21 protein-coding genes are annotated in these 21,014 nt (G+C 64.9%); 6 read left to right on the top strand and 15 right to left on the bottom strand.

The window, feature by feature from the left end; all coding sequences use genetic code 11:
• The first annotated feature begins 211 nt into the window (after window positions 1-211).
• On the top strand, window positions 212-658 hold the full coding sequence (locus tag DWV00_RS04410; RefSeq protein WP_115532348.1) for an SRPBCC family protein: 447 nt from the start codon (window positions 212-214) through the stop codon (window positions 656-658).
• A gap of 15 nt (window positions 659-673) precedes the next feature.
• Here DWV00_RS04410 and DWV00_RS04405 read toward each other — a convergent pair whose 3' ends face one another.
• The 8 genes from DWV00_RS04405 to DWV00_RS04370 all read right to left on the bottom strand — a co-directional run bounded on the left by DWV00_RS04405 (window position 674) and on the right by DWV00_RS04370 (window position 8,816).
• Window positions 674-1,672 (bottom strand): sugar-binding transcriptional regulator, encoded by a 999-nt coding sequence (locus tag DWV00_RS04405; RefSeq protein WP_115532347.1) that lies wholly within the window; start codon window positions 1,670-1,672, stop codon window positions 674-676.
• 50 nt (window positions 1,673-1,722) lie between these two features.
• Window positions 1,723-3,204: a xylulokinase gene (xylB, locus tag DWV00_RS04400; RefSeq protein ID WP_115532346.1), complete on the bottom strand. Its 1,482-nt coding sequence runs from the start codon at window positions 3,202-3,204 to the stop codon at window positions 1,723-1,725.
• Window positions 3,205-3,335: 131 nt separating this feature from the next.
• Window positions 3,336-4,727, bottom strand: coding sequence for a D-arabinitol 4-dehydrogenase (gene dalD, locus DWV00_RS04395; RefSeq protein WP_115532345.1), 1,392 nt, complete (start codon window positions 4,725-4,727; stop codon window positions 3,336-3,338).
• A gap of 211 nt (window positions 4,728-4,938) precedes the next feature.
• Window positions 4,939-5,721: a metal ABC transporter permease gene (locus DWV00_RS04390; RefSeq protein ID WP_115532801.1), complete on the bottom strand. Its 783-nt coding sequence runs from the start codon at window positions 5,719-5,721 to the stop codon at window positions 4,939-4,941.
• Entirely contained in the window at window positions 5,714-6,652 is a 939-nt protein-coding gene (locus DWV00_RS04385; RefSeq protein ID WP_245964749.1) for an ABC transporter ATP-binding protein, read from the bottom strand. The genes DWV00_RS04390 and DWV00_RS04385 overlap by 8 nt, the downstream gene beginning before the upstream one ends.
• Before the next feature lie 44 nt (window positions 6,653-6,696).
• Window positions 6,697-7,620 carry a metal ABC transporter solute-binding protein gene (locus DWV00_RS04380; RefSeq protein ID WP_115532343.1) on the bottom strand — a complete coding sequence of 308 codons (924 nt, stop codon included), beginning with the start codon at window positions 7,618-7,620 and terminating at the stop codon, window positions 6,697-6,699.
• A 47-nt stretch (window positions 7,621-7,667) separates the two neighbouring features.
• Window positions 7,668-8,138, bottom strand: a complete 471-nt coding sequence (locus DWV00_RS04375) for a Fur family transcriptional regulator (RefSeq protein ID WP_181885359.1) — start codon at window positions 8,136-8,138, stop codon at window positions 7,668-7,670.
• Window positions 8,139-8,213: 75 nt separating this feature from the next.
• The gene (locus DWV00_RS04370) at window positions 8,214-8,816 is read right to left on the bottom strand and encodes a LysE family translocator (RefSeq protein WP_115532341.1); all 603 of its coding nucleotides are present in this window, start codon (window positions 8,814-8,816) and stop codon (window positions 8,214-8,216) included.
• 111 nt (window positions 8,817-8,927) lie between these two features.
• Here DWV00_RS04370 and gcvA point away from each other — a divergent pair, with 111 nt between their 5' ends.
• Window positions 8,928-9,824 carry a transcriptional regulator GcvA gene (gene gcvA / locus DWV00_RS04365; RefSeq protein ID WP_115532340.1) on the top strand — a complete coding sequence of 299 codons (897 nt, stop codon included), beginning with the start codon at window positions 8,928-8,930 and terminating at the stop codon, window positions 9,822-9,824.
• Here gcvA and DWV00_RS04360 read toward each other — a convergent pair.
• Window positions 9,805-10,503, bottom strand: a complete 699-nt coding sequence (locus DWV00_RS04360; protein WP_115532339.1) for an NUDIX hydrolase — start codon at window positions 10,501-10,503, stop codon at window positions 9,805-9,807. The two genes, gcvA and DWV00_RS04360, sit on opposite strands and share 20 nt — an antisense overlap.
• Before the next feature lie 123 nt (window positions 10,504-10,626).
• Between DWV00_RS04360 and prs the strand changes: the two genes are divergently transcribed.
• Window positions 10,627-11,475 carry a ribose-phosphate diphosphokinase gene (gene prs / locus DWV00_RS04355; protein WP_115532338.1) on the top strand — a complete coding sequence of 283 codons (849 nt, stop codon included), beginning with the start codon at window positions 10,627-10,629 and terminating at the stop codon, window positions 11,473-11,475.
• Between the two features lie 33 nt (window positions 11,476-11,508).
• Window positions 11,509-13,269: a nicotinate phosphoribosyltransferase gene (locus tag DWV00_RS04350; protein WP_115532337.1), complete on the top strand. Its 1,761-nt coding sequence runs from the start codon at window positions 11,509-11,511 to the stop codon at window positions 13,267-13,269.
• A gap of 87 nt (window positions 13,270-13,356) precedes the next feature.
• On the opposite strand, the gene kynA is transcribed toward DWV00_RS04350, so the two are convergent.
• From kynA to kynB, 3 genes are read right to left on the bottom strand one after another with little or no spacing between them, the layout of a single operon-like run.
• Window positions 13,357-14,325, bottom strand: a complete 969-nt coding sequence (kynA, locus tag DWV00_RS04345) for a tryptophan 2,3-dioxygenase (protein WP_115532336.1) — start codon at window positions 14,323-14,325, stop codon at window positions 13,357-13,359.
• Between the two features lie 10 nt (window positions 14,326-14,335).
• Window positions 14,336-15,586 (bottom strand): kynureninase, encoded by a 1,251-nt coding sequence (gene kynU / locus DWV00_RS04340; RefSeq protein WP_115532335.1) that lies wholly within the window; start codon window positions 15,584-15,586, stop codon window positions 14,336-14,338.
• A gap of 55 nt (window positions 15,587-15,641) precedes the next feature.
• Window positions 15,642-16,277 (bottom strand): arylformamidase, encoded by a 636-nt coding sequence (gene kynB, locus DWV00_RS04335; protein WP_115532334.1) that lies wholly within the window; start codon window positions 16,275-16,277, stop codon window positions 15,642-15,644.
• A 129-nt stretch (window positions 16,278-16,406) separates the two neighbouring features.
• On the opposite strand from kynB, the gene DWV00_RS04330 reads away from it, so the two are divergent.
• Window positions 16,407-16,916: an Lrp/AsnC family transcriptional regulator gene (locus DWV00_RS04330; protein WP_115532333.1), complete on the top strand. Its 510-nt coding sequence runs from the start codon at window positions 16,407-16,409 to the stop codon at window positions 16,914-16,916.
• A gap of 82 nt (window positions 16,917-16,998) precedes the next feature.
• Here DWV00_RS04330 and DWV00_RS04325 read toward each other — a convergent pair whose 3' ends face one another.
• The gene (locus tag DWV00_RS04325; protein ID WP_115532332.1) at window positions 16,999-17,508 is read right to left on the bottom strand and encodes a flavin reductase family protein; all 510 of its coding nucleotides are present in this window, start codon (window positions 17,506-17,508) and stop codon (window positions 16,999-17,001) included.
• Between the two features lie 286 nt (window positions 17,509-17,794).
• Here DWV00_RS04325 and msrA point away from each other — a divergent pair, with 286 nt between their 5' ends.
• On the top strand, window positions 17,795-18,349 hold the full coding sequence (gene msrA / locus DWV00_RS04320; protein WP_115532331.1) for a peptide-methionine (S)-S-oxide reductase MsrA: 555 nt from the start codon (window positions 17,795-17,797) through the stop codon (window positions 18,347-18,349).
• A 110-nt stretch (window positions 18,350-18,459) separates the two neighbouring features.
• On the opposite strand, the gene DWV00_RS04315 is transcribed toward msrA, so the two are convergent.
• Together DWV00_RS04315 and DWV00_RS04310 are read right to left on the bottom strand one after the other, a co-directional pair.
• Window positions 18,460-19,680, bottom strand: a complete 1,221-nt coding sequence (locus tag DWV00_RS04315; protein ID WP_115532800.1) for a DUF72 domain-containing protein — start codon at window positions 19,678-19,680, stop codon at window positions 18,460-18,462.
• A 53-nt stretch (window positions 19,681-19,733) separates the two neighbouring features.
• Window positions 19,734-20,948: an SAM-dependent methyltransferase gene (locus tag DWV00_RS04310; protein WP_115532330.1), complete on the bottom strand. Its 1,215-nt coding sequence runs from the start codon at window positions 20,946-20,948 to the stop codon at window positions 19,734-19,736.
• Window positions 20,949-21,014 lie beyond the last annotated feature (66 nt).

The following is a 21,014-nucleotide window of genomic DNA, read 5'->3' as shown; positions in this document are numbered from 1 at the left end:
TGTCCGAAAATGCCGGTGGCGGATAGCAGCGAATCGATTGATCGAAAATGTCCGGTAATATGGCCGTGCACTTGGCGTCCGCCGGATAGACGACACACGACGCCTCCCGTGCGTTCTTGGCCAAATCACTTGCCGGCCGCGTGTCGATTTCCTCACACCTCGTTCGTCGAGTAGGATCGAAGGGGCCGTCCCTTCGCCTTCGGAGCCCATCATGCCTACGAATACCGTCAGCCTGCACCGCGTTCTGCGTTCCACTCCCGAGCGCGTCTATCGCGCGTTCCTCGACGCCTCCGCTCTAGCGAAATGGCTTCCGCCGAACGGCTTCACCGGTACCGTTCATCACCTGCGAGCCGAGGTAGGCGGCAGCTACAAGATGTCGTTCACGAACTTCACCACCGGCGACGGACATTCGTTCGGCGGGGAGTATCTCGACCTGGTGCCGAATGAACGGATTCGCTACACCGGGAAATTCGACGCTCCGAATCTGCCCGGCGAGATGCAGACCACGGTATCGCTTTCGCATACACCATTCGGCACCGAAGTGAACATCGTGCAGGAGGGGATTCCGGAAATGATCCCGGCGCAAGCGTGCTACCTAGGCTGGCAGGAATCGCTTGCGTTGCTGAAGCTGCTCGTCGAAGCCGAAATTCGGCCATAAGAGGCGGGGCAGGCGTTAGCCGCCGGCATGCGCACCACGGGCCTTCGCGCGTTTCGGCGCACGTTCGCCGTCGCCCAGCGCTACGCGCGCACAGGCCTCGTCGGTCACGAGCCCCGACAGCCAGCCGCCCTTGAGAACGGCCAGCACCGCGCCGTGCTTGCGCTCGCCGCCGGCGAACCCGATGGTGGGCCGCTTGGGCGGCGAATCCAGCGGCACGCTGGTCACGCGGCGGCCTGTCGGCGATTCGACGCACTTCCCGTCGGCATCGATCGGCAGTCCTAACATTTCCGCCACGGCGCCGCCCTTCGTCAGTTCGCCGACCTCGCCCGCGGTGATGAACCCGTCGACGTGCAGCGGGCACTTCGACCCGATGTCGCCGATGCCGACGAAGGACACGTCAGCCTCCGCCGTGAGCGATTCCACGATGCGATAGAGCCGGTGGTTGACCCATTGCGCGCGCTCGGCCTCGCTGTCGGCGATGAGCGGTGCCGGCAGCAGGAAGTGCTTGCCCCCCGTCTTCTCCGAAATATGCAGCGCAACGTCGTACCGGTTCGAGGAACCGTCTTGCGCGATCGCGCCGACCATCGACACGAGCCGGTGCTGCGGCCGGTCGATTTGTCCCAGTTGATCGACGGCCGCCTTCAGCGTCCGGCCGCTGCTCACCGAAATGATCATCGGCTTTTCTTCGCTGAGATAGCGTTCCATCACCTGCGCGCCCGCGACGGCCAGCTTGCGGTCGATGGCTTCGGGCGTATCGTCGTCGACGGGCACGACTTCGCACATCGACAGCCCGTAGCGCGCCTTCAACTGCTCGGCGAGCGTCAGGCAATCGGCGAGCCGGTGCTCGATGCGCACGCGCACGAGATTCTTTTCGACGGCGAACGCGACGAGTCGCTGCGCGACCGGCCGCGATACCTGCAGCTTTTCGGCGATTTCGTTCTGTGTGTTGCCCGCGACGTAGTAGAGCCACGCCGCGCGAGTCGCCAGATCGAGCTTTTCGTTGAATTTGGGCACGGCGGTAAGCAGGGTGTTGGACCGATATAGGGAAGCAGCGAGACAGAATATCAGGCTAGTCGCGGGCGCGAGGGTTCGAACAGCGGCCGCACGTGACGGTACAGCTCGCGATAGGCCTGAAGGCGGGCGCGCAACTGCGTGTGCCGTCTCGGGTCCGGTGTGAACTGAGCGGCGACCGGGGGCTTGGTCAGCACTTCGCTCGGCTCGCCGCCGGCCGCGAGCCAGCCCAGGCGTGCCGCACCGAGCGCCGCGCCTGTTTCGCCGCCGCCGTGCTGGCGGGTCGGCGTGGCCAATGCGTCGGCCAGCAGCTGTGCCCAAAACGCGCTGCGTGCGCCGCCGCCGAGCAGCGAGAGCGCGCTCGGCGCCGTACCGGCGGCAGCCAGGGCGTCGAGACCGTCGGTCAATGCGAGCGTTACGCCTTCGAGCACGGCATAGCCGAGCAGCGCGCGATCGGTCGCGTGCGTCATGCCGAAAAAGACGCCTTGCGCATAGGGATCGTTATGCGGCGTGCGCTCGCCCGACAGATACGGGAGAAAAATCGGAGCCGAGTCGAGCGAATCGGGCGCGAGCGCGGCGGCCTCGCCCACGAGCGTCGGCTCGTCGGTATTCGTCAGTTTGCAGACCCAGCGCAGGCAGCTCGCCGCCGACAGCACGACGCTCATCTGATGCCAGCGATCGGGAATCGCGTGGCAGAACGCGTGCACGGCCGAAGCCGGATTCGGCGAAAACCGATCGCCCACGACGCACAGTACGCCCGAGGTGCCGAGCGAGACGAAGCCGTCGCCCGGTTCGGTCGCGCCGATGCCGATCGCGCTTGTCGCGTTGTCGCCGCCGCCCGCCGCGACCACGACTTCCCCGCTCAAACCCCACTCGCGCGCGACGTCGGCGCGCAGCACGCCGGACGGGGCGCTGCCTTCCGCCAGCCGCGGCATCTGCGCGCGGCGCATGTCGCAGGCGCCGAGCAGCGCGTCGGACCAGTCGCGCCGCGCGACGTCGAGCCAGAGGGTGCCCGCGGCGTCGGAGGGATCGGAGACTTTCTCGCCCGTCATGCGCAGCCGCAGGTAGTCTTTCGGCAGCAGGACGCACGCCGTGCGCGCGAACACGTCGGGCTCGTGCCGCGCCACCCACAGCAGCTTCGGCGCGGTGAAGCCCGGCATGGCCAAGTTGCCGGCTATCGTGTGCAGTTCGGGCGCGCGCCGCGTCAGCTCGTCGCATTCCTCGACGCTGCGCATGTCGTTCCAGAGGATGGCGGGGCGCAGGACGCGATCGGCCGCGTCGAGCAGCACGGCGCCGTGCATCTGGCCGGATAGACCGATGCCGCGCACTTGCGCGAACGCATCGGGACAGACGGCGCGCAGTTTCGCGATCGCCTCGCAGGTGCCGCGCCACCAGTCGGCCGGGTCTTGCTCGGCCCAACGCGGGTGAGGGCGGGACACATGGAACGGCGAGCCCGCTGTGGCGAGCACGCGCGCGTCGGCCGATAGCAGCAGGACTTTTACTTCGGACGTGCCTAGGTCGATGCCGAGGTACATGGCGGACGGCCCCTTGGTCGATGCGATCCGTGATGGAGTCGGGAAACGCGAATGCGCTACTTTAGCCGCGCAGTGCGGCTTACGCCAATATTCGTCGGCGCCGATGCTGCTTATGCTCGAGGCCAGACGCCTTACGCCTTGCGCGAGGCCAGCCAAGCGTCGACGCGTTCGAGTGCCGCCTCGATCACGCGTTCGAGCCGCGGATCTTGCGCCATCCCGCCCCAGAGCACGCGCGACGCGCAGAACCGCGCGAGCGGATCGGGCGCATCGAACCACGCGCGCACGGCGGCTTCGTCGAGCAAGCCGTCTTGATACGTGTAGGGCAACGCGCCCGCCTGCCAGCGGTCGAGGAAGCGGAAGAACAGCGCGGGCAAGACGGCAGTGGCATTCGGCTGCGCGTTGCGCGCGAAACACTCGGCAAGCGTCGGCGCGATGAATCCCGGAATCTTCGAAAAGCCGTCGGCCGCGACACGCTGATTCGTGTCCTGGATATACGGATTGCTGAACCGGTCGAGGACGACGTCGCGATACCCGGCCAGATTCAGCGGGCTCGGCGTCAAGCACGGGATGACGTCTTGCGTGACGTACTCGTAGGCGAAACGGCGCACGTCCGCATCGAGCGTGCCCTCGTGAATGTACGTATGGCCGACGAGCGTGCCGGCCCATGCGATGCAACTGTGGCTCGCGTTCAGGATGCGGATCTTCGCTTCCTCGTAGGGCATGACCGACTCGACGAGTTCGGCGCCCACGCGCTCCCAAGCCGGGCGGCCGGCCTTGAAGCGGTCTTCGATGACCCATTGGATGAACGCTTCGCCCATGACGGGGCAGGTATCGGGAATGCCCGTCGCTTCCAGCACGCGTGCGCGCACGTCCTCGGTCGGACGCGGCGTGATCCGGTCGACCATCGAATTCGGACAGGTGGTGTTCGCCTCGAACCATTCTCCGAGCGCGGTCTCTCCGCGCGCGGCGAGGAAGGCGCGCATCCCGGCCTCGAAGCGCTCGCCGTTGCTGCGCAGGTTGTCGCAGCTTTGCAGTGTCACGGGGCCGGTGCCGTTCGCGCGGCGTGCTTCGAGAATCGCGGCCAGCGCACCGTAGATCGTCGTGCGGCCACCGGCCAAGTCCGCGGCCAGGTCGGGGTTCGACGTGTCGAGCCGATCGTGTTCGTCGAGGTAATACCCGCCTTCCGTGACCGTGAATGAAACGATCTTGCAGGCCGGATCCGAGCCCGCTTCGACGATCGGCGCGAGCGTCGGCGACCACGGCAGCACGCGCTCGATCGAGCGGACCGACTCGTAGGCGCGCTCGCCCTGCGGCGTGACCGTCTCGAGCGTGTAGACGCCTTGCTGTTTCGCGAGCGCCTCGAGCGTGGCGTTCATGTCGCCGCGGATGTTGCCGACGGTGAGCGACCAGCGCGGTTCGCCGGGAGCCGTGAGGGTGGACAACCGATGCAGATACCACGCTTGATGGGCGCGATGGAACGAGCCTACGCCCAAGTGCAAGATCACGTTCGAGCCGGTGCTCATGTTTGTCTCCTGTGTAGGCGCGAAGCCGACCGCCAATTCCGGCTCTCGCCCGAGCAACGTTGAGTGCGGCGACCAGGCGCCGCCGGATCCAAAATGGATCTTTTGTTCTCTGACTGAGCGAATGATCGGATTGCGGCGCGCGAAAGTCAAGGCGCGCCGCAACGGAGACGTTACGAGATGGAACTGGGGAGGGAACGGCCGGGAGCCGGAATCAGCGGCGGCGCAGCAGGCTGGCGCCGTAGACGAGGGCGGAGAGGGCGGTGATCCAGAAACTCGTCGGCCAATCGGTATAGAACGCCAGCGTCACGCCGAGCCAAGCCTGGCCCAGCGCGAACAACGCCGCCAGGCCGACGCCGGTTGCGAGCCGCGTGGACAAGTTTTGCGCGGCGGCAGCCGGTCCCACCATCAGCGTGAACACGAGCAATACGCCGACGATTTGCGTGCAGGCGGCGACGGCCAGCGCGGCGATGGCCAGAAACAGCACGGAGACGAGCCGCAGCGAGACGCCCTTGGCTTCCGCCAGTTCCGGCTGCAGCGTTGCGAACAGCAGGGGCCGCATGATGGCGCCGAGCGCGATGAGGCTCGCGGCGCCGATGCCGGCGAGCACGAGCAGCGTCGCATCCGTGACGCCGAGCACGTTGCCGAACAGCAGCGCCGTGACCTGCGTGGCGTACGCCGTGAAAAAGTGCAGGAAGAGCAAGCCACAGCCCAGTGCGAGCGACAGGACGACGCCGATTGCCACGTCGCGGCCCGCTAGCCGCTCGCCGAGCGCGCCCATCGACAGTCCGGCCGCAAGCGTGAAGCCGATCATTCCCCAAAGCGGCGAGATGCCGATGAGGACGGCGCCCGTCGCACCGGTGAACCCGACGTGCGACAGCGCGTGACCGGCGAACGTCTGCCCGCGCATCACGAGGAAGTACCCGACGATGCCCGCGAGCACGGCGACGATCCCCGACGCCGCGAACGCGTTCACCATGAAGTCGTATTCAAACATCGTGCGTGTGTCCGTGCGAATGATCGTGGCCGTGTCCGCCAGGGTGTCCATGGCCGCCGTGGTCGTGCGAATGTCCGTGATGCGCCGTGCCGCCTGCGTCGTCTTCGTGTTCGTGGTCGTGCTTTTCGACTTCGACGTCGCCCGACATCACGAAAATGCGGCCGTTCACGCGCATGACGTCGATCGGCGAGCCGTACAGCCGCGACAGCACGGGGCGCGTGATGACTTCGTCGACGGTGCCGAGCGCGGCGCTGCCTCTGCCGAGATAGAGGACACGGTCGATCGCGTTGAGCAGCGGATTCAGTTCATGCGCCGAGAACAGGACGGTGATGCGCAACTCGCGCTGTACGCGCCGCACGAGTTCGACGACGCTGCGCTGATGGTGCGGATCGAGACTGATGAGCGGCTCGTCGAGCAGCAGCAGTTGCGGCTTGCCCAGCAGGCACTGCGCGAGCAATAGCCGCTGGCGTTCGCCCCCCGAGAGTTCCGAGAGCGGACGGGCGGCAAGCGCGCGCGCGCCGACGAGATCGAGCACGCGCTCGACGTCATGGCGCGTCGCGCTATCGGCGATCGGCAGGCCCCAGCGGTGTCCGTCGGCGGCCATCGCGACGAAGTCGCGCCCGAGCACGCGCCGGCTCGCGAGCGCACTGCGCGTCTGCGGCATGTACCCGATGGAGGGATTGCCGCGCGCGACGGGAAGCCCACCGATGCGGATCGCGCCGCCGGCCACCGGCACGAGACCGAGCACGGCTCGCATCATCGTCGTCTTGCCGGCGCCGTTCGGCCCGAGCACGCCGATGAATTCGCCTTCGCCGATCGTGAGGCTCACGTCGCTCAAGATCGTGCGGCCGGCCAGCTCGAGCGAGACGCGGTCGAGTTCGAGCGCGGCGCGGCGCGGGTGCGAAGCCGAGTGAGGGCCAGGGCCTGTCATGGCGGCCCGGGGCGGTGCGCCGCGCTTGCTGTCGTCGTTCATCGTCACGGCTTCCCGAGCGCTTGCGCGAGTGCGTCGACTTGCGTGCTCATCCACTGTTGATAGTTTTTCCCGGCAGGCTCCGTCTCGGTCACGCTGACGCTCGGCACGCCCGATTGCTTGGCCAGACCCAGCATGCGTTCAGTCAGCTTGGTGACGGCTTGGGCGTTGTAGATGAACACGCGGACGCGTTTGCCGCGCAGGTCCTGTTCGAACGCGGCGATGTCGGAGGCCGCGGGCTCGGTGTCGTTCATGACGGACAGCTGAAAGCGCGCGTTTTTCATCGTGAGACCGATGGCATCGCACAGATAGCCGGCGACCGGTTCGGTGGCCGTGACGGGTACGCCCTGATACTTCGCCTTCAATGCCTCGATTTTGTCGTCGACCGGTTTGAGCGTGCCTAAAAATTTCGCGAGATTCGCGTCGTACTCGGCCTTGTGCGCGGCATCGGCGCGATCGAGTTCGTCGACGATTTTCTGCGCGACGGCGGGCATCGTCCGCGGGTCGTACCAGAGGTGCGGATTGTCGCCGGCCTTCTTGCCGACGAGATCGGCGGCCACGATCACGACGCGTTTGTCGTTCTTCGAAGCGGCGAGCAGCTTGTCCATCCACGGGTCGTAATCCGCACCGTTATAGACGACGAGCGCGGCATTATGCAGATCGCGCGCGGTTTTCGGGCTCGCCTCGAACAAGTGCGGGTCTTGATCGGGATTGCTGAGAATGCTCGTGACGGCCACATGGGCACCGCCCAATTGCTTCGCGACATCGCCGTAGAAGTTCTCGGCCGCGACGACGCGGATCGGGGCGGTAGCGGTGCTTTGCGCAAGCGCCGCGCCGCTCAGCGCAAGTGCGGCGAGCGCCAGCGCGGCGCGCCCGAGCAATCGGCGCGGACGGCTTGCCAAACGATCGGGACGATCGAGCGATGTCATCTGTTCTCCTAATTATCGACGGAAGAAGGGCGGCGACGCGAGAGAGGTCAATGCCCGTGCGTATGTGCGCCGCGCTTGTGCTGGCAGTGACCGCAAAGCCCGCTCAATTCGACCACCTGCTTGTGCACCTCGAAGCCGTGCGCGGGCGGCGTGGCGGAGAGCCTTTCCGCGAGTTCTTCTCCGGGGATTTCGAGCGTATCGCCGCAGCGTTCGCAGATGAGGAACTGGCTTTGGTGCGGTTTGCCGATTTCGCAGCACGCGAAGAACGCGTTGCGCGATTCGATGCGGTGAACGAACCCATGCTCGACGAGAAAATCGAGAGCACGGTAGACGGTCGTGGGCGGCACGCGGCCGCGCTCGGGCTCGAGCGCCGCGAGCAAATCGTAGGCGCCGATCGGCTTGCCGGCGGCGGCGACGAGCGCATAGACCTGGCGCCGCAACTGCGTGAGCGCCAAACCATGTTCGGCCGCGTACGCATCGGCGCGCGCGAGCCGGTCGGTCAAAGAGGCGGCGGACATGGCATCGTTCCGAAGTGAATCACGAGGGCGATGATATAACATATCATCGCATCGCGCAGCGGAGCGATGCCTCGATCACACGGTAACGGCGAGAAAGAGGGCGACGGCCGCCATGCACCCGCCGAACAAATAGCCTTGAACCTTGGCCGACTTCTCGCTGTTGAAGCGGTCGAATACGACTTGCCCGCCGTAGATCCACGGAAAGTGGCAGACGATGCAAAGCAGCGTAAAGACGAAAGCGATCTGCACCACCTGCTGCATGAGCGGCACGTCGGGCCGCAGGAATTGCGAGAACAGCACGAAAATCATCGAATGGATTTTCGGATTGAGCGACACCGACAAAAAACCGTCCAATGCGGACAATCGCGGCATCGACGCTTTCTTGCCGGGCTTCGACGGTTTGACGAAGCCGTAGGCCAGATAGAGCGTATAGGCGATGCCGGCCCATTTGAGCACGTGGGCGGCCGCCGGCACCTCGTGCATCAGGCGGCTCAACCCGAAGCCGTAGACAAGACACCAGACGAAATTCGCGGCCTCGAAGCCGAACCAGAACGGCACGGTGCCTCTGACGCCGAAGCGCCCGCCGGCCGTCGCGAGAATGGTGTTGCCCGGCCCGGGACTGATGATCATCGGGACCGAGAAGCCGACGATGAGCATCCATATCTGCAGCGAAACCATGCGTTCTCCTTGAGTGAAGCGATCGATGGGTGGCGATCATTAAACGCAGGTTTGCGCGGCCGACAAAGCGAGGTATTTTCATGCGCTCGATAAGGTGAGATTATCGAGCGCATGCGCCGCTTACCTCCATTGGGCGCGCTGCGGGCCTTCGAGGCCGCCGCGCGCCATCTGAACTTCACCCTGGCTGCAGCCGAACTGCACGTGACGCAGGCGGCGATCAGCCATCAAGTCCGTCAGCTCGAAGCGTGGCTGGGGCTCCGGCTGTTCGAGCGGCGCGGTCACTCGCTGACGATGACGGAGAAAGGGCGCGGCTATCTTGCGGAAGTGTCCGCGGCGCTTGACCGCATTGCATCGGCGACTTCGCGCGTGAAGCAAGACGTCGAAGGTCCGCTGCGGATCACGGTGCTGCCGTCGTTCGCCGCGTGTTGGCTCGTGCCGCGGCTCGACGCTTTTCGGGAACGGCATCCGCAAATCGAACTGAAGCTGACGACGTCGACGCAGCTTTGGGACGGCATCGACGATCGCTTCGACGTCGGTATTCGCTCGGGGCTGGGACGGTGGCCCGGCTTCAACGCCGAGCTGATCGCGCGCGAATCGCTGAGCCCCGTCTGCGCGCCGTCGTTCGCGGCCGGTCCGTCGCCGCTGCGCGAGCCGGCTGATCTACGGGGCATGCGTTTGCTCCACGACGTGCCGCGCGACGGTTGGCGGATCTGGTGCGAGCGCGCGGGGGTGACGGACATCGATCTCGATGCGGGGCTTGCGTTCGACGATGCGGGGCTCGTATTGCAAGCCGCGCTGCAAGGGCAGGGCGTCGCGCTCGGCAGATTGACGCTGGCCGAGCGGGACTTGCAGGCGGGCCGTTTGGTGAGGCCGTTCGATCTGGCCGTGCCGAACGATTACAGTTATTGGCTCGTCCATCCGCGCGCGAAGGCCGAGCGCGAAGAGGCGTTGGCGTTTCGCGCGTGGCTGCTTGGGCAGGCGGATCCGGTTACCAGCTTGCTCGCTTGAACAGGCCGAGCTTATCCGCGCGGAAAAGGCGCGCGGGTCTTTGGTTGCCGAGTTGATAGTCGTCGGTCGCAATCAAGACGCCGGCTTCGTCGACAGCCTCCCCGGTCTGCACATCGCCCACTTTGATGCCGAGTCTGGAGCGGAAAGTGGCGCGCGTGACGCTTTCGCCGAATACGGCTTCGTAGGTGTGCTGCAGCTGGGTCAACGTGAATTTCCCGGGCAGCAGCCAGCACGGCAACGTCGAGTAGCTCGACTTGTTTCTCACGCGCTCGACGGCGGCACGCACCTGATCGGAGTGGTCGAAAGCCAGCGCCGGAATGTCGTCTACCGAATAGAACTCGAAGACGGTGGACGGCACAGCCGCCAGTTCCTCGAACGGCACGAGCGCGACATAGCTGATCGCGACCGACCATCCGCGCGGATCGCGCCCCGGTCCGGCGAACGTCCTCAATTGTTCGAGGTAGCGCGGCGCCAGCCCCGTCTTGTCTTGCAACGTGCGGCGTGCGGCATCCTCGAGCGAATCGTCTTCATCCGCATGGATGTACCCGCCCGGCAGCGCCAGCGATCCTGGGTAGGGCTCTTTGGCGCGTCTATGGAGCGCGACCTTCAGGCCTTTCTCCGCCAGCGTCAACAGCACCACGTCGACGCTTACATCCGGCTTCTCGTATGCCTTGGTCATCGTTTCTCCTCCCTTGCCTCGATATCATGAAAATATTTTAGCAAAGATAGTTGCAAAGTTCGACTATCTAGTCCTATACTGCGCTTCAAGTTAGTCGAATTTTATAACTATGTGGAGAGGGCGATGATCAGCATCACCGCGGTGGCCAACACGAAGCATTCCTCGGACGCATCCGGGTACGCTCGCAATCCCGTGGAAATGAAGGTCTTGAAGTTTCCGGGAGGCGAGTTGCACGTCACGGTGGAAGCCGGCGTGTGCGCCGACGAACTCGAACTGAAAGCGCATCTTCCCAACGCGGATGCGGTCATGACGCTGCTCATGACGACGGACGCGCTGCGCCGGGCGTATCCGGGCACGCCGATCGACGTGCATCTGCCTTACGTCCCGTATGCGCGCCAAGATCGGGTCGCGAACCCCGGCGAATCGCTGAGCGCGAAGGTGTTCTGCGATTTGATCAATGCGCAGTGCTACCGCCGCGTCGTGGTTCAAGATCCCCACAGCGACGTCACGCCTGCCTTGCTCGATCGCATCGTCATCGACGATCCGCTGCCGGCCTTGCGCCGGGCGCTCGAGCGGATTCGCACGCGCAGCATGAACGTGGCACTCGTCGCGCCCGATGCCGGTGCGCGCAAGCGTGTTCTCAAACTGGCCGCGCACCTTGAACTGCCGGTCGTTTTCGCCGACAAGATTCGCGATACCCGTACGGGCGTCATTACGGGTACCGAGATCCAGGGCGATCTGCCCGATTGCGCGCTGCTCGTCGTCGACGACATCTGCGATGGCGGCCGCACCTTCACCGAACTCGCACAGACGGCGCGGGAGAAGCAGAATCGCAGCGGCGCACGCCAGCCGCTTTACCTATACGTGACCCACGGTATTTTCAGCAAGGGGCTCGACGCTTTGCTCGACGGCTACGCGGCCATCTTCACGCGCAACAACTGGACGAGCGATGCGCGCGCTATCCAAGTCTGAACCCACAACAACATCGCACCGAGGAGCAACAACATGAACGGACTGATCCCCTTCAATCTCGCCGACTTTTACAAAACCGGCCATCCCGGGATGTATCCGCGCGAAACGACGAAGCTCGTCGCGAACTTCACGCCGCGCTCGGCGAAATACGCGCCTGTGCTGCGCGAGTTCTATGACAACAAGATCGTTTGGTTCGGCTTGCAAGGCTTCATCAAGGAATTCTTCCTGGGCGTGTTCCAGCGCGAGTTCTTTCAAGCGCCGAAGGCCGAAGCGTTGCGCAAATACAAGCGTCGCATGGACACCGCGCTGGGTCCGGACGCCGTTCCCGTCGATCGCCTCGCCGCGCTTCACGATTTGGGCTATTTGCCGCTCGAGTTGCGCGCGCTGCCGGAGGGGACGCGCGTGAACATCAAAGTGCCGCCGGTCGTGTTCGTCAATACGCACGCGGAATTTCCGTGGGTGTCCACGTATTTCGAAACGCTGTTCAGCGCGGAACTGTGGAAGCCGTCGACGGTGGCGACCCTCGCCTTCGAATTCCGCAAGCTGCTGACCTACTTCGCCAACCTGACGGGGGCGCCGCAAGCCTTCGTCGACTGGCAAGGGCATGACTTCTCGATGCGCGGCATGAGCGGCATCCACGACGCCATGCGCTGCGGGACCGGACACTTGCTGTCGTTCACGGGCACGGACACGATTCCCGCCATCGACTACGCCGAGGATTATTACGGCGCCGATGCCGACAAGGAACTGGTCGGCGGCTCGATTCCGGCGTCGGAACACAGCGTGATGACGTTGCGCATTCTGTTCACGCTCAAGCGGCTGGCAACGGGCAAGAGCGATGCGACGGCGACGGCCGCCGCGTTGAAGGGGCTGTCGGATGACGAGGCCGCGGCCGAAGTCGAACGCCTGCGCAAGGAGCTCGCCGCGACGGGGTATCAAGAGAGGGGATTGCGGCGCTTGGCCGAGCGTGAAGTGATCCGAGAGTTCGTCACGCAGGATTACCCGGCCGGAATGGTGTCGCTCGTGTCGGATTCCTTCGATTACTGGAACGTCATCACCGTCATCGCGAAGGAGTTGAAGGACGACATTCTGGCGCGCAAGCCGAATGCGCTGGGGCAAAGCCGCGTGGTGTTCCGCCCCGACTCGGGCGACCCGGTCCGAATCCTAGCCGGCTATGACGACGGCGAACTCGCGCGCAGCGCGGACGGCACGTTCCGGATGGAAGCCGGCAAGTACGTGGTGGCGGCGACGAATCTCGCGATCACCGAAGCGGAGCGCAAGGGCTCCGTGCAGTGCCTGTGGGACATCTACGGCGGCACCGAGACGGAGAGGGGCTACAAGATGCTCAACGACAAGGTCGGTCTGATCTATGGGGATTCGATTTCGCTGCCGCGCGCGTTCGAGATCATGCGCCGTTTGGCAGCCAAGGGCTTCGCATCGAGCAACGTCGTGTTCGGCATCGGCTCGTACACGTACAACATGCTTTCGCGCGATACGTTCGGCTGGGCGATGAAGGCCATCTACGCGGAAGTCGGCGACGAGCAGGTCGATATCTACAAGGACCCGGCTACCGACGACGGCACGAAGAAGTCCGCGCGCGGTCTGCTGCGTGTCGAAAAAGAAGGCGGCGACTACGTGCTGTACGAGCAACAGACGCTCGAGCAATTCGACGGCGGCGAGTTGAAGCCCGTCTTCCGTGACGGCGAGTTGCTGGTCACCACCACGCTCGCTCAGATTCGCGAGCGCCTGAAGGCTTCGTGGGTTTGCCCCGAACCCGGCAGCTTGACGATGTAATGCCGCGAGCGGTGCCCCACGCGTCTGTGGGGTACCGCTCGGTTAGACGATGCATGCAGCGAACGGCTAAGCCCGACAGCCCTCGCTCTACAACACCGTCCGCACGTGCCAAAGCTCGGGGAACAGCACGACGTCGAGCATCTTGCGCAGATACGGCGCGCCGCTCGTGCCGCCCGTGCCTTGCTTGTAGCCGATGATCCGCTCGACCGTCGTCACGTGCCTGAAACGCCATTGACGGAACGCATCCTCGAGATCGACGAGTTCTTCCGCCATCTCGTACAGCTCCCAATGCTGCGACGGATTGCGATAGACCTCGAGCCAAGCCGCTTCGACGGAGGCATCGTAGACAGTCGGCTGCGTCCAATCCCGATCGAGCCGTTCCGGCGCAATCGAAAAGCCGCGGCGCGCAAGCAGGCGCACGACTTCATCGTAGAACGACGGCGCTTCGAGCGTCGCCTTGACTTCGGCGAGCACGTCGGGCCGGTGCGCGTGCGGTTTGAGCATCTGCGCGTTCTTGTTGCCGAGCACGAATTCGATCTGCCGATACTGATACGACTGAAAGCCCGAGGATGCGCCCAGGTACGGGCGCATCGCCGTGTATTCGGACGGTGTCATCGTGGCCAGCACGCTCCACGCTTGCACGAGCTGCTCCATGATCCGCGAGACGCGCGCCAGCATCTTGAATGCGGGCGGCAACGCGTCGCGCTGCACGCAGCCGAGCGCCGCGCGTAGTTCGTAGAGCGCCAGCTTCATCCACAGTTCGCTCGTCTGATGCTGGATGATGAACAGCATCTCGTTGTGATCGGGCGAGAGCGGATGCTGCGCGTGCAGGATCGAGCCGAGCGAGAGATAGTCGCCGTAGCTCATCGACTTCGAGAAGTCGAGCTGGGCGTCGTGCCAGCCGGCCTCGCCCGTGGGCACGTGCGGTGTCGCCTTGGCTGATGCGTCGCCCGCCGCCGGCTCGCCGCCGTGTCCGAACGGGCAGCCTCCTGCAGCCTGAGGCGTCGGCTCGGCCGTGTCGGGCACGCCCGGTAAGCGCATATGTCCAGTGGTCATTTAGGACTCCTCAGGTAACGGAGTGGCGAGCCGCGAATTCGGGTGCGCGCCACGCTTCGGTGTCGAGCACGTCGCGCAGCGTTTCGACGGCATCCCAGACATCGACGAAGCGCGTGTAGAGCGGCGTGAAGCCGAAGCGCAGCACGCGCGGCTCGCGATAGTCGCCGATCACGCCGCGCGCGATCAGCGCTTGCATGACTTCATAGCCGTGCGGATGCTCGATGCTCACATGCGAGCCGCGCTGCGTATGGGCACGCGGCGTGACCAGCGTGAGCGGATGGCCGCCGCAGCGCGCCTCGACGAGCGCGATGAATGCATCGGTCAGTGCGAGCGATTTGCGTCGAATCGTCTGCATGTCGGTTTCGAGAAAGACATCGAGCCCGGCCTCGACGAGCGACATCGAGACGATCGGCTGCGTGCCGCACAGGAAGCGGCCGATCCCTTGGCCCGGCGCGTAGACGGGATTCATTTCGAACGGCGCGGCATGTCCCCACCAGCCCGAGAGCGGCTGCGCGAGGGCATCTTGATGGCGCTTCGCCACCCAGGCGAACGCGGGCGATCCGGGGCCGCCGTTCAAATACTTGTAGGTACAGCCGACGGCGAAGTCGGCATGCACGCCGTTCAGATCGACGGGGACGGCGCCCGCCGAATGGGCGAGGTCCCACAGCGCGAGCGCGCCCGCGCGCTGGATGATCTGCGTGAGCGCGGCCATGTCGTGCATGTAGCCGGTGCGGTAGTTCACGTGCGTGATCATCGCCACCGCCGTGTCTTCGTCGATCGCGTCCGGCAGGTCGGCCGGATCGTCGACGAGACGCAGCGAGTAGCCGCGGTCGAGCTGCTCGATGAGCCCTTGCGCGATGTAGAGGTCGGTCGGGAAATTGGCGCGCTCCGAGACGATCACGCGGCGGCTCGGATCGCGATCGTGCGCCATCTTGAGCGCGGCCGACAGCAGCTTGAACAGATTGACGGAGATCGTATCGGTGACGACGATCTCGTCCTTCGCCGCGCCGACGAGCGGCGCGAGCTTATCGCCGAGGCGGCGCGGCAGTGCGAACCAGCCTGCCGCATTCCAGCTGCGGATGAGACCTTCGGTCCACTCCTGGGCGATGACGGCCTGCGCACGCGCGGCCGCGGCGGCGGGCGGCACGCCCAGCGAGTTGCCGTCGAGATAGATGACGTCCGGCGTCAGAGTGAACCGGTCGCGTAAGCGGGCAAGGGGATCGTCACCATCGAGGGCGATCGCATCGGCGCGTGTCTTCATGAGTTCGTTCGAAAAATGGATGCAATAAAAGGGGATTCGGCTCGATTCGGCTCGCTCAAGGCGGGCAGGCCCGCAGCACGGCGCGCACGGGGCTGGCATCGAGCGTCGTCAGCTTCAGCGGCAGGGCGATCAACTCGTAGTCGCCCGGCGCGACGGCATCGAGCACGAGGCCCTCGAGGATCGACATGCGATGCGCGCGCACGCGAGCGTGCGAGTCCATCGTTTTGGAGGCCTGAGGGTCGAGCGAAGGCGTATCGATTCCGATCAGCATGACGCCGCGTTCGGCGAGAAAGTCGATCGTCTCGGGCGCGACGGCGCAAAACGCTTCGTCCCAGCGCGTCACCGGCGCGCGTTCGTAGGTGCGCAACAGCACTCGCGGCGGCAGCGCATCGGCAAACGGCGCCACATGCTCGGGCAACACGAGCGGTGCCGCGCCGATGCAATGCACGACACGGCACGCGCCGAGGTACGGTGCGAGCGGCACGTGTCCGATCGCGGCGCCGCCGGCGTCGTAGTGGAGCGGCGCGTCGGCATGCGCGCCCGTATGCGGCGAACACGTCAGCCGCGCAACGTTGACGGGCGAGCCCGCCTCCATCCGCCATACCCGTTCGACGGCGACGGGCGTATCGCCCGGCCACACGGGCGTGCCGGGCTCGATCGGCGGCGAGATATCCCAGATCGTCTCCTGCATGTTTCCTCACTTATCGGGAAGCTTGCGACGATGATAGGCAACTTCGCGCGCAAAGTGCTTGCGAAATTCTCGCCACGAAAGGCTCAGACTAGAACATAATTCGATATAAACCTAAAAAGGGGGCCAAAAATGAACGCGATCACGCTCGACGCCACCGATTGCCGTATCCTGAGCGTTTTACAGAACGAGGGCCGAATCAGCAATCTCGATCTGGCCGATCGCATCTCGCTATCGCCGTCGGCGTGTTTGCGCCGGCTGCGGCTGCTTGAAGAACAGGGCGTCATCGAGCGCTATCGGGCTTGCTTGAACCGGGAAGCGCTCGGTTTCGAGCTCGAAGCTTTCGTCCAGGTTTCGATGCGCAACGATCAGGAGAATTGGCACGAACGGTTCGCCGACGCGGTACGGGCCTGGCCGGAGGTGGTCGGCGCCTTTGTCGTGACCGGTGAAAGCCATTATGTGCTGCGGGTGCTCGCGCACAACCTCAAGCACTACTCCGAGTTCGTGCTGACCAAGCTCTACAAGGCGCCCGGCGTCATGGACATTCGCTCGAACATCGTTTTGGAAACGCTCAAGGAGGATTCGGGCGTACCGGTTGTCCTGACGCCCGCGTCGGCGTCGGCTCCTGCGGCTGCGCGTTGAGCGATCGCGAATAGCGATCGATACGAGATTCCGCCCGAGCGGGCGTTCTCCGTTCCTTATGTGGCGCTACCGGCCGCTCGGTTCAAAGCGGTTTGACCCCGTGAAACGCGCCGCCGTGAAAAATGAGGGGCGCGATGTCCTCGGCGTCCGGATGCACGCCGCAGCGCTCGACCTCGCCCACGAAGATCACGTGGTCGCCTTCTTGATAGCGGCTGCGGTTATGGCACTCGAACCAGGCGATGGCTCCGTCGAGCACGGGCATGCCCGAATCGCCGGCCGCATGCGAGACGCCGGCGAACCGGTCGCCCTTGACCGTGGCGAAGCGTTGGCACAGATCGATCTGCGACGCGGCCAACACGTTCACCACGTAGTGGCTGTTCGTCTGGAAGACGGGCATCGAGGCCGATTTCGTCGCCAGCGACCAAAGCACGAGCGGCGGATCGAGCGATACCGAGTTGAACGAACTGGCCGTGATGCCGATCAACTGCCCCGACGGCGCGCGCGTCGTGATGACCGTCACGCCCGTTGCGAATTGACCCAGCGCGCGCTTGAAAGCTGCACCGTCGAAGTTGGGGGGGCTTGCGTGCTTCATCGTGCCGTGGCGCCGCCAGGTTGCTGGGCGGACGCGGGCCGCGCGGGCAAGGGAACGGGCGAAAAGAATGAATCCAAAGTCAAAACGGTGACGTAAGTGGTCGAGTAGTGGAGATTTTAATTGAATCGGCGATACTGCCGCGCGCGGCTCCGACAATATCGGCCGGCGCGGAATGTGCATGGGCTCACATGTTGTCGTAAAACGCACTAAGCTTGTCTCTCGGGGCGCCATGCGCGCGAGAGGGTGCACCGCTGGAAACCGCGCACGAATGAGGAGAGCGAAAGCCATGAGTCAGACAACCGAAACCGCCATGCTGGGCGGCGGGTGCTTCTGGTGTCTCGAAGCCGTTTATCTCGACGTCGAGGGTGTGACGAGCGTCGAATCGGGCTACGCGGGCGGAACGCTCGAGCGGCCGACTTACGAGCAAGTCTGCGACGGCGGCACTGGCCACGCCGAGGTCGTGAAAGTCGAATTCGACCCGACCCGCATCAGCTACCACGAGGTCTTGAAGATTTTCTTTTCGATCCACGATCCGACCCAGCTCAATCGGCAGGGCAACGACGTCGGCGATCAATACCGATCGGTGATCTTCACGGATAGCGACCGCCAGCGCGAGATTGCCCTCGAGTCGATTCGCGAACTCGAGCGCGACGATGTGTTCGGCGCGCCGATCGTGACGAAAATCGAGCCGCTGGGCGGCAATTACTGGCCGGCCGAGGCCTATCATCAGCGGTATTTCGCCCAGCATCCCGAGCAGGGCTATTGCACGTTCGTCGTCGCGCCGAAAGTCGCGAAGTTCCGCGCCAAGTTCGCCAGTTGGATGCGGCCGGGCGCGGCCTAGGGCTAGGCGGCTAGTGGCTAGTGGCTAGTGGCTAGTGGCTAGTGGCTAGTGGCTAGTGGGGCGCTTCGCCCCGGCGCAGGCCGCTTCGACCGAGTGCGGGCGGCGAGAGGTCATGCTGCGGCTGCGGGCGCGCCGTCCGCCGGCGGCTCTTCCCGCAGCCGGGCGCAGGCGGCGGCGATCTCGCGCGCCAGGCCTGCGCACGTCAGCGGCGCCGACCCTTCCGCTTTGTTGTTGGCCACGATCAACACCGGTTGACCCGCGATCGCGTAGCGCGCGGCCAGTTCCGCAAGTGCCGAACGCGTTGCCGGGTCTTCGTCGACGAGCCGATTGAACGGCTCGTATTTCGCTTTCGCCTGCTCGTACTTGAACCCGCCGTGCAAGCTCCAGCGCACGATGAGCGGGCCGCATGGCGTGTCCCCATCGAGCAGCGCGAGCGCGGCCGCTTGGCGCAGCGGGTCGGGCATGCGCGCATGCAGTCCCACGCAGTAGCGCACGCCGCGCTCGCGCAACATGCGGATGAGCCGCGGGGTCAGCAGGCAGGCATCGCGAATTTCCAATGCATAGCAGGGCGCCGCCGAGGGGCTCGTTGCCTCGCCGGCATGCGGGCCGGACGCCGGCAGCCGCGGTAGCGCATCGAAAAATGCGCCGAGCCGTTCGACGAACGCGATCGGATCGGCAAGGATGCGATCCGGCAGCGGCGGAAATTGGAAGACGAGCGAACCGGCCTTGGCGCCTAGCCCTTCGAGGCATGGCGTGACGAATTCGTCGGTGGCCAGCCGCGCATCGAGAAAGCAGGGGTTTTCGGCGATCGGTTCGCCGCGTTCGGCGCGCAGCGTCGCATCCGTTACCGAGGCCGGCGCTTTCACCACGAAGCGGAAGCCGTCGGGAACCTGCTGTGCATAGCGCAGATAATCGGCCACGGAAAGCGGCGCGTAAAACGAGCGGTCGATGCTGACCGTGCGCAGCAGCGGATGCGCGCCATAGGCGGCGAGACCGTCGCGCGCGAGCTTGGAGTCGCTGTAGGCCTCGCCGTAGACGATTCCTTCCCAGCCCGGGAACGACCACGACGAGGTGCCCAGATGCACATGCGGCGGCAGCGCTTGCGCCCAATCGAGCACGTCGGGAGAGGGCGTCGCGGCGAGCACGGCCCGCGCGCGGCGGCCGCGTTTCGGCTCTGCGGTCGGGGCGGGTTCGGCGGCGGCAGCCGGGCGGTCGGGGCTGTCCGGTCCGGCTTCGCCGGACGCCGGCTGCGGCAATCCGGCGTCCATCCCGCCGAACAGATCGAATTGCGAATCGTCTTTGCTGTCTCTGCTGTCTTTGCTTGCTGACATCGAATCCGGGCCCTCGCCGGCTTTTCCGCCGAGGGCCGAGTGAGCGCTATGCGCTAGAGCGGCCGATCGTACATGTAGCGACGCGACCAAGGCAACGTCTGCGCGCTGCGGCCGGCTCGGCGGCACACTATCTGGAACAGCGAAACGTCGTCGTGCTCGAACGCATAAGAGCAGCCGGCCAGATAGAGGCGCCAGATGCGGAACTTCTCGTCGTCGACGAGCGTTTTCAGCTTCTCGGCGTGCGTTTCGAATCTCTCGGTCCAGATCTCCAGCGTGTGCGCGTAATGGCGGCGCAAGCTTTCAATGTCGACCGGTTCGAGCCCGCCGCGCTGCATCGATTCGAGCGCGAGGCTGATGTGCGGCAGCTCGCCGTCGGGGAACACGTACCGATCGATGAACTCGCCGCCGCCGAGCGCCGTTTCGCCGCTGTCGTAGTCGGTCGACGTGATGCCGTGGTTCATCGCGATGCCGTCCTCGGCAAGCAGTTCGCGGATCTTGCCGAAATACATGGGCAGATTCTTGCGCCCCACGTGCTCGAACATCCCGACGCTCGTGATGCGGTCGAACTGCCCTTCGATCTCGCGATAGTCTTGCAAGCGGATCTCGATCTTATCGGCCAGCCCGGCCGCTTTCACGCGCTCGGTGGCGAGATCGAACTGGTTTTGCGAAAGCGTGACGCCGACGCAGTGCGCACCGAACTTGCTGGCCGCCCGCAGCACGAGTGCGCCCCAGCCGCAGCCGATGTCCAGCAGGCGCTGGCCGGGCTGCAATTGAATTTTTCTCAGAATGTGGTCGATCTTCTTGAGCTGCGCCGCACCGATGTCTTCATCGCCGTTTTCGAAATAGGCACACGAATAGACCATGTTCTCGTCGAGCCAGAGCTGGTAGAACTCGTTCGAGACGTCGTAGTGATATTGGATCGCCTTTTTGTCCGACGTTTTCGTGTGGTTGAAGTAGCGCCGCACGCGGGCGAGCTTGCCGGCGCTCGTCACGGTATTCATGGCGAGCGAGTAGCCGACGTTGATGATGTCGGAGAGCTTGCCCTCGATGTCGATCTTGCCCTCGACATAGGCTTCGCCGAGATTGTCCAGACTCGGTTCGAGCAGCAGCGGCAGCGCCGAAGCCGAGTTGACCTTGAGCGTGACCTGCGGCGCGGCGAAGCTGCCGAAGTCGAGCTGCTGTCCATTCCATAAGACGAGGCGTGCCGGCAAGTTCGTTTTATTGCGCACGTCGTCCACCCACTGCGCCAGCTTTTTCTCCCAGAACATGCGTTTTCTCCGTGTACGTTGAAAATGCAAAGCAGAGCAAAGCGGCCATCCGCGGCTCGGGCGAGC

This window comes from Trinickia dinghuensis, from assembly GCF_003367175.1.
Classification (GTDB): Bacteria; Pseudomonadota; Gammaproteobacteria; order Burkholderiales; family Burkholderiaceae; genus Trinickia; species Trinickia dinghuensis.
The sequence above is the reverse complement of the archived record's forward strand: the minus strand, read 5'-3'. Positions and strand labels throughout refer to the sequence as shown.

Excerpts from the sequence above, each read along its gene's own strand:
- DWV00_RS04410 (WP_115532348.1), top strand. The coding sequence starts at position 212 with ATGCCTACGAATACCGTCAGCCTGCACCGCGTTCTGCGTTCCACTCCC.
- xylB (WP_115532346.1), bottom strand. The coding sequence starts at position 3,204 with ATGTACCTCGGCATCGACCTAGGCACGTCCGAAGTAAAAGTCCTGCTG.
- dalD (WP_115532345.1), bottom strand. The coding sequence starts at position 4,727 with ATGAGCACCGGCTCGAACGTGATCTTGCACTTGGGCGTAGGCTCGTTC.
- DWV00_RS04390 (WP_115532801.1), bottom strand. The coding sequence starts at position 5,721 with ATGTTTGAATACGACTTCATGGTGAACGCGTTCGCGGCGTCGGGGATC.
- DWV00_RS04385 (WP_245964749.1), bottom strand. The coding sequence starts at position 6,652 with ATGACAGGCCCTGGCCCTCACTCGGCTTCGCACCCGCGCCGCGCCGCG.
- DWV00_RS04380 (WP_115532343.1), bottom strand. The coding sequence starts at position 7,620 with ATGACATCGCTCGATCGTCCCGATCGTTTGGCAAGCCGTCCGCGCCGA.
- DWV00_RS04375 (WP_181885359.1), bottom strand. The coding sequence starts at position 8,138 with ATGTCCGCCGCCTCTTTGACCGACCGGCTCGCGCGCGCCGATGCGTAC.
- DWV00_RS04370 (WP_115532341.1), bottom strand. The coding sequence starts at position 8,816 with ATGGTTTCGCTGCAGATATGGATGCTCATCGTCGGCTTCTCGGTCCCG.
- gcvA (WP_115532340.1), top strand. The coding sequence starts at position 8,928 with ATGCGCCGCTTACCTCCATTGGGCGCGCTGCGGGCCTTCGAGGCCGCC.
- DWV00_RS04360 (WP_115532339.1), bottom strand. The coding sequence starts at position 10,503 with ATGACCAAGGCATACGAGAAGCCGGATGTAAGCGTCGACGTGGTGCTG.
- prs (WP_115532338.1), top strand. The coding sequence starts at position 10,627 with ATGATCAGCATCACCGCGGTGGCCAACACGAAGCATTCCTCGGACGCA.
- DWV00_RS04350 (WP_115532337.1), top strand. The coding sequence starts at position 11,509 with ATGAACGGACTGATCCCCTTCAATCTCGCCGACTTTTACAAAACCGGC.
- kynA (WP_115532336.1), bottom strand. The coding sequence starts at position 14,325 with ATGACCACTGGACATATGCGCTTACCGGGCGTGCCCGACACGGCCGAG.
- kynU (WP_115532335.1), bottom strand. The coding sequence starts at position 15,586 with ATGAAGACACGCGCCGATGCGATCGCCCTCGATGGTGACGATCCCCTT.
- kynB (WP_115532334.1), bottom strand. The coding sequence starts at position 16,277 with ATGCAGGAGACGATCTGGGATATCTCGCCGCCGATCGAGCCCGGCACG.
- DWV00_RS04330 (WP_115532333.1), top strand. The coding sequence starts at position 16,407 with ATGAACGCGATCACGCTCGACGCCACCGATTGCCGTATCCTGAGCGTT.
- DWV00_RS04325 (WP_115532332.1), bottom strand. The coding sequence starts at position 17,508 with ATGAAGCACGCAAGCCCCCCCAACTTCGACGGTGCAGCTTTCAAGCGC.
- msrA (WP_115532331.1), top strand. The coding sequence starts at position 17,795 with ATGAGTCAGACAACCGAAACCGCCATGCTGGGCGGCGGGTGCTTCTGG.
- DWV00_RS04315 (WP_115532800.1), bottom strand. The coding sequence starts at position 19,680 with ATGTCAGCAAGCAAAGACAGCAGAGACAGCAAAGACGATTCGCAATTC.
- DWV00_RS04310 (WP_115532330.1), bottom strand. The coding sequence starts at position 20,948 with ATGTTCTGGGAGAAAAAGCTGGCGCAGTGGGTGGACGACGTGCGCAAT.